Source organism: Falsiroseomonas oryziterrae, from assembly GCF_021864505.1.
Classification (GTDB): domain Bacteria; phylum Pseudomonadota; class Alphaproteobacteria; order Acetobacterales; family Acetobacteraceae; genus Falsiroseomonas; species Falsiroseomonas oryziterrae.
In genome coordinates this window covers 1-6,119 of sequence record NZ_JAKJIB010000259.1, presented here as the reverse complement: position 1 = coordinate 6,119, position 6,119 = coordinate 1, and the positions used below count along the sequence as shown (strand labels likewise).

The 6,119-nt window shown below is 68.7% G+C and carries 4 protein-coding genes; 3 read left to right on the top strand and 1 reads right to left on the bottom strand.

Features of this window, described 5'->3' with window-relative positions; translation table 11 throughout:
- Positions 1-388 precede the first annotated feature (388 nt).
- The 3 genes from L2I40_RS17435 (at position 389) to L2I40_RS17425 (ending at position 5,352) form a co-directional block, all read left to right on the top strand.
- On the top strand, positions 389-2,335 hold the full coding sequence (locus L2I40_RS17435) for a PrkA family serine protein kinase (RefSeq protein WP_237216465.1): 1,947 nt from the start codon (positions 389-391) through the stop codon (positions 2,333-2,335).
- A gap of 177 nt (positions 2,336-2,512) precedes the next feature.
- Complete coding sequence (locus L2I40_RS17430; protein ID WP_237216464.1) at positions 2,513-3,802, top strand: YeaH/YhbH family protein; 1,290 nt, start codon at positions 2,513-2,515, stop codon at positions 3,800-3,802.
- A complete protein-coding gene (locus L2I40_RS17425; protein ID WP_237216463.1) occupies positions 3,799-5,352 on the top strand; it encodes a SpoVR family protein in 1,554 nt (517 codons plus the stop codon). The genes L2I40_RS17430 and L2I40_RS17425 overlap by 4 nt, the downstream gene beginning before the upstream one ends.
- 87 nt (positions 5,353-5,439) lie before the next feature.
- Here L2I40_RS17425 and L2I40_RS17420 read toward each other — a convergent pair.
- Positions 5,440-6,119 (bottom strand): lysophospholipid acyltransferase family protein (locus tag L2I40_RS17420; protein WP_237216462.1); only part of this gene is annotated, 680 nt, incomplete at its 5' end.

Below are 6,119 nucleotides of genomic sequence, written 5' to 3'. Positions count from 1 at the left end.
CGCGACGCGCTCGCCGCGCCGCTGCGCGCTGCGGGGCTCGCGCTGCGCGCGGTGGGCGATGCGCTGGCGCCGCGGCTGATGCTCTCCGCCGTGCGCGATGGACAGGCTGCCGGCGAGGAGATGCTCGCATGAGCCGCCGACTCGCCCTCGTCCTGCGCGACGCGGCGAGCTTGTTCGTAAATGGCGCGGAACTGTGCGATCGCATGCGTTCTCTCGTGGCAACGCGCCGTTACACGCGGCGATCTCCGCATTTCGTGGCATGGCGTTCGCGCGAAGTGCTACCATCTTACTTGGGTCGGGCGAGGGGACACGGACGTGTGACCGGGCACGGGCATCCGACCGGTTTCGCGGACGTTCCGTTATTGCGCCTGGCGCGCTGGAGCGGCCGATGACGATGATCGACGACGTCTTCTCGGGCTACGCACGCGACTACGACAGGCGCCGCGATGCCGAGATGTCCCTGCAGGACTACCTCGAGGAATGTCGCCGCGACGCGACGCTGTTCGCCGCCGCGCCCGAACGGATCCTCGCCGCGATCGGCGAACCCGAATTGATCGACACCGCGAAGGATCCGCGGCTCGGCCGCATCTTCCTCAACCGCACCATCCGTCGCTACCCGGCCTTCGCCGAGTTCTACGGCATGGAAGAAACGATCGAGCGCATCGTCGGCTTCTTCCGCCACGCCGCGCAGGGGCTCGAGGAACGCAAGCAGATCCTCTACCTGCTCGGCCCCGTCGGCGGCGGCAAGTCGAGCCTGGCGGAACGCCTCAAGGCGCTGATGGAGGTGATGCCGATCTACGCGCTGAAGGCGGGCGACGCGGTGAGCCCCGTCTTCGAGAGCCCGCTCGGCCTCTTCGACGCCGAGAAGCACGGCGCGGTGATGGAGGACCGCTACGGCATCCCGCGCCGGCGCCTCGGCGGCTTCATGTCGCCATGGGCGCTCAAGCGCCTCGACGAGTTCCGCGGCGACATCAGCCGATTCCGTGTCGTGCGCCTCAACCCCTCGCGGCTGCGCCAGGTCGCGGTCGCCAAGACCGAGCCGGGCGACGAGAACAACCAGGACATCTCCTCCCTCGTCGGCAAGGTCGACATCCGCAAGCTGGAGATGCACGCGCAGAACGACCCGGATGCCTACAGCTTCTCGGGCGGGCTGAACCGCGCGAACCAGGGCATGCTCGAATTCGTCGAGATGTTCAAGGCGCCGATCAAGATGCTGCATCCGCTGCTCACCGCGACGCAGGAGGGCAGCTACATCGGCACGGAGAACATCGGCGCCATCCCCTTCCAGGGGATCATCATGGCGCATTCGAACGAGGCCGAATGGCAGACCTTCCGGAACAACCGGAACAACGAGGCCTTCATCGACCGCATCTACGTCATCAAGGTGCCCTACTGCCTCCGCGTGACGGAGGAGCAGAAGATCTACGAGAAGCTGGTGCGCGGCAGCGAGCTCGCGGCCGCACCCATGGCGCCGGGCACGCTCGAGATGATGGCGCGCTTCTCGGTCCTTTCGCGTCTCAAGAAGCACGAGAACAGCAACCTGTTCTCCAAGCTCCGCGTCTATGACGGCGAGAGCCTGAAGGAGACCGACCCGCGCGCGCGCAGCTTGCAGGAATACCGCGATGCGGCCGGCAACGACGAGGGCATGGACGGCATCTCGACCCGGTTCGCCTTCAAGGTCCTGGCCGCCACCTACAACCACGACACGAGCGAGGTCGCGGCCGACCCGGTGCACCTGATGTATGTGCTGGAGCAGGCGATCCGCCGCGAGCAGTTCGGCGACGACACCGAGAAGCGCTACCTGGAATTCATCAAGGGCGAGCTCGCGCCGCGCTACGCGGAGTTCATCGGCAACGAGATCCAGAAGGCCTACCTCGAAAGCTACAGCGACTACGGCCAGAACCTGTTCGACCGCTACGTCGCCTATGCCGACGCCTGGATCGAGGACATCGACTACAAGGACCCCGATACCGGCCAGCTGCTGAACCGCGAGGCGCTGAACCAGGAGCTGACCAAGATCGAGAAGCCCGCGGGGATCGCCAACCCCAAGGATTTCCGCAACGAGGTGGTGAAGTTCTCGCTGCGCGCGCGGGCCGCCAATGCCGGCCGGAATCCGTCCTGGACGAGCTACGAGAAGATCCGCGAGGTGATCGAGAAGCGGATGTTCAGCCAGGTCGAGGACCTGCTGCCCGTGATCTCCTTCGGCTCCAAGAAGGACAACGAGACGGAGCGCAAGCACGACGAGTTCGTCCGAAGGATGACCTCGCGCGGCTACACCGAGCGCCAGGTCCGGCGCCTGGTCGAATGGTACATGCGCGTGAAGCAGAGCGGGTGAGCGAGAAGATGGAGGGCGCGTTCCGACAGGTTCGGAACTGGCGGCCCGCCGCACTACAGGCGGGCCGAGGCCGCGAATGCGGCCCGCGCACCATGAGCCTTCCCCACAAGCGACACAGTGGCCTGCGCGCAAGCCAAGCCCGCGGAGCGGGCGCCCGGCGCCTGAGGGCACAAAAATATGCAAATCGTTGATCGCCGCCTGAACCCGGGCGGCAAATCCCTCGCCAACCGCCAGCGCTTCCTCCGTCGCGCGAAGGACATGGTGCGCGACGCGGTGCGCAACTCCGCGGGCGAGCGCAGCCTCAAGGACATCGAGCGCGGCGGCGAGGTGACCATTCCCGCCTCCGGCGTGAAAGAGCCGCATTTCCGCCGCGCCGGCGGGGGCTTCCGCGAGCATGTGCTGCCCGGCAACAAGGAATACCTGGAGGGCGACACCATCCCGCGCCCGCCGGGCGGCGGTGGTGGCGGGAGCGAGGGCAGCCCCGACGGGGAAGGCGAGGACGCCTTCCGCTTCGCGCTGACCCAGGAGGAGTTCCTCGACCTTTTCCTGGAAGACCTGGAGCTGCCGGAACTCGCGAAGAAGCGCGTGGTGGAGGGCGACGCCTCCGGCGTGAGGCGCGCCGGCTTTGCGACGCAGGGCTCGCCCTCGAACCTCGCCCTCGGTCGCACCATGCGCAACGCGCTGTCGCGCCGCCTCGCACTTCGCCGCCCGAAGCCGGACGAGGTCGAGGAGCTGGAGGAGGCGCTGCGCGTCGCCGAAGCGGCCGACCCGGCCGAGGCCGAGCTGCTCCGCGGCCGCATCGCGCGCCTCAAGGCACGCGCCACCCGCATCCCCTATATCGATCCCATCGACGTGCGCTACCGCCAGTTCGAGCCCGCGCCGAAGCCGATCGCGCGCGCCGTCATGTTCTGCCTGATGGACGTCTCGGGCAGCATGACGGAGGGCATGAAGGACCTCGCCAAGCGCTTCTACCTGCTGCTGCACCTCTTCCTTAAGCGCCGCTACAAGCATGTGGACGTGGTCTTCATCCGCCACACCCACGAGGCGAAGGAGGTGGACGAGGAGACCTTCTTCCGCAGCCCCGAGACCGGCGGCACCATCGTGTCCACCGCCTTCGAGGAGATGCTGAAGGTGGTGGAGGCGCGCTACAGCCCCGCCGACTGGAACATCTACGTCGCCCAGGCCTCCGACGGCGACAACACCACCGCCGACAACGAGCGGACGGCGCAGCTGGTGATGGAGCGCATCGTCCCGGTCTGCCAGTACTTCGCCTATCTCGAGGTCGGGCGCGAGGACGACGGCGGGCCGATCGGCTTCATGCCACGTGAGACCGAGCTCTGGCGGACCTATGGGCGGCTGCGCATCGAGGAACCGCGCATCGCCATGCGCAAGGTGCGCCACCGCAAGGACATCTACCCCGTGTTCCGCGACCTGTTCCGCAAGGGCGCGGTGGAGGGTGCGAAGTGAACCAAATCCTGCGCCCCAGCCGCGGCCTGCTGTTCGAGGGATCGGACTGGGATTTCGACACGCTGCGGCGCATCCACGACGCCTGCGAGGAGATCGCGGTCGGCGAGCTCGGGCTGTCCATGTACCCGACGCGCATCGAGGTCATCAGCGCCGAGCAGATGCTCGACGCCTATGCCGCCAACGGCATGCCGGTGCTCTACCGGCACTGGTCCTTCGGCAAGCGCTTCGCCCGCCACGAGTTGCTCTACCGCAAGGGCATGCAGGGCCTGGCCTATGAGATCGTCATCAACTCCTCCCCCTGCCTCTGCTACGTGATGGAGGAGAACACGGCGACGATGCAGGCGCTGGTGATCGCCCACGCCGCCTTCGGCCACAACCACTTCTTCCGGAACAACCACCTGTTCCTGGAATGGACGGACGCGCACGGCATCCTCGACTACCTGGAATTCGCGCGCAGCTACATCATGCGCTGCGAGGACAAGTACGGCGAGGCGGCGGTGGAGCGCGTGCTGGATGCGGCGCACGCGCTCTCGCAGCAGGGCGTCTTCCGCGTGCCGCGCCGCCGCATCCCCGACCTCGCCAGCGAGGAGCGGCGCGAGCGGGAGCGCCGCCAGCACGAGGAACGCATCTACGACGACCTCTGGCGCACCATCCCCGGCCCCCGCAACGCGCCGGCCGCGAAGGCCGAGGAGGCGCGGCGCCGCGCGCTGCTGCAGCTGCCGCAAGAGAACCTGCTCTACTTCCTCGAGAAGTCCGCGCCGAAGCTGCGACCCTGGCAGCGCGAGATCCTGCGGATCGTCCGCCATGTCGAGCAGTACTTCTACCCGCAGCGCCAGACCAAGGTGATGAACGAGGGCTGCGCCACCTGGGTGCACCACCGCATCATGACGCGGCTGCACGAGCAGGGCCGGCTGACCGACGGCCACTACCTCGAATTCCTGCACAGCCACACCAACGTCGTCTTCCAACCCAGCTTCGATGACCGGCGCTATGGCGGGATTAATCCCTATGCGCTGGGCTTTGCGATGATGGAGGACATCGCCCGCATCGCGACCAGCCCGACCGCGGAGGACCGCGACTGGTTCCCGGACCTCGCCGGCCGCGGCGACGCGGAAGCCGCGCTGCGCGAGGCCTGGGCGAACCACCGGGACGACAGCTTCATCGCGCAGTACCTCTCGCCGCATCTGATGCGGAAGCTGCGGCTGTTCCACCTAGTGGACGACGAGGCGGAGGACGAACTGCAGGTCGGCGCCATCCATGACGAGCGCGGCTATCGCCGCGTGCGGCGCGCGCTGGCCAGGCAGTACGACGTCGGCCATCTCGATCCCGACATCCAGGTCGAGGATGTGGACCTGATGGGCGACCGGCGCCTGATCCTGCATCACCGGGTGCTGGACCGGCAGATGCTGGAGCCGGACGAGGCGCGCGCCGTGCTGCAGCACCTCGCCGACCTCTGGGGCTATGGCGTGTTGCTGCGCGAGGTGGATGCCGCGAACGGCGCCGTGCTGCGCGAACACCACGCCGGCGCCCGGCCGGGAATTGTCGATTAGCGCTCCCGAAGCCCTCTCCCCTCGCGGGAGAGGGCTGGGAGAGGGGGCCGCGCAAGAGACAGGGCGCCCCGGCCTCTCCCGCCCTGCCTATTTGTCCGAAACCGACAGCGCCGCCACCGCGCCGTGCAGCGCCGCCGCGATGCGCGCCGGGCGGTCTGGGCCGGGTGGGGCGATTTCGTCCGAAACCAGCGCCGCCCCGAAACTCACGCGCACCGGATGCGGCCGCGGCAGGCGGCGGTGGCGCGGCATCGCCTCGAAGGCGCCCTCGATCAGGCAGGGGATCACGGGGACGGGCCCTGCGCCGTCGAGGATCAGGCCGATCCCCGGCAGGAAGCGCTGCAAGGCGCCGTCCGGCGAGCGCCAGGATTCCGGGAACCAGATCAGCCCGTCGCCGCGCGCCAGCACCTCGCGCGCCATCGCGACGCTGCGGGCCGGCGCGCGTTCGTCCACGGGAAAGACCTGGAAGGCGCGGAGCAGCGCGCGGCTGGTCGGCGTGGCGAAGAGCCGGTCGGTGGTGCCGCCGAACCAAGCGCGCTGCGCGACGCCGAGCGGCAGCGCGGCCGCGACCAGCCCGGGGTCGAGGTCGCTGACATGGTTGGCGGCGATGACGAAGGGGCCGGAGGCCGGCAGGTGTTCCTCGCCCTCGACGCCCAGCCGGAACATCGCCTTCGCGATGCCGCGCACGCCGCCCCAGGCGGCGACGCGGAGCGGCCGGATCGCGGCGGAGGGCGGCGCGGTCCAGCGCGCCGTGTCCTCCGGCGCGCTCG

Excerpts from the sequence above, each read along its gene's own strand:
- L2I40_RS17435 (WP_237216465.1), top strand. The coding sequence starts at position 389 with ATGACGATGATCGACGACGTCTTCTCGGGCTACGCACGCGACTACGAC.
- L2I40_RS17430 (WP_237216464.1), top strand. The coding sequence starts at position 2,513 with ATGCAAATCGTTGATCGCCGCCTGAACCCGGGCGGCAAATCCCTCGCC.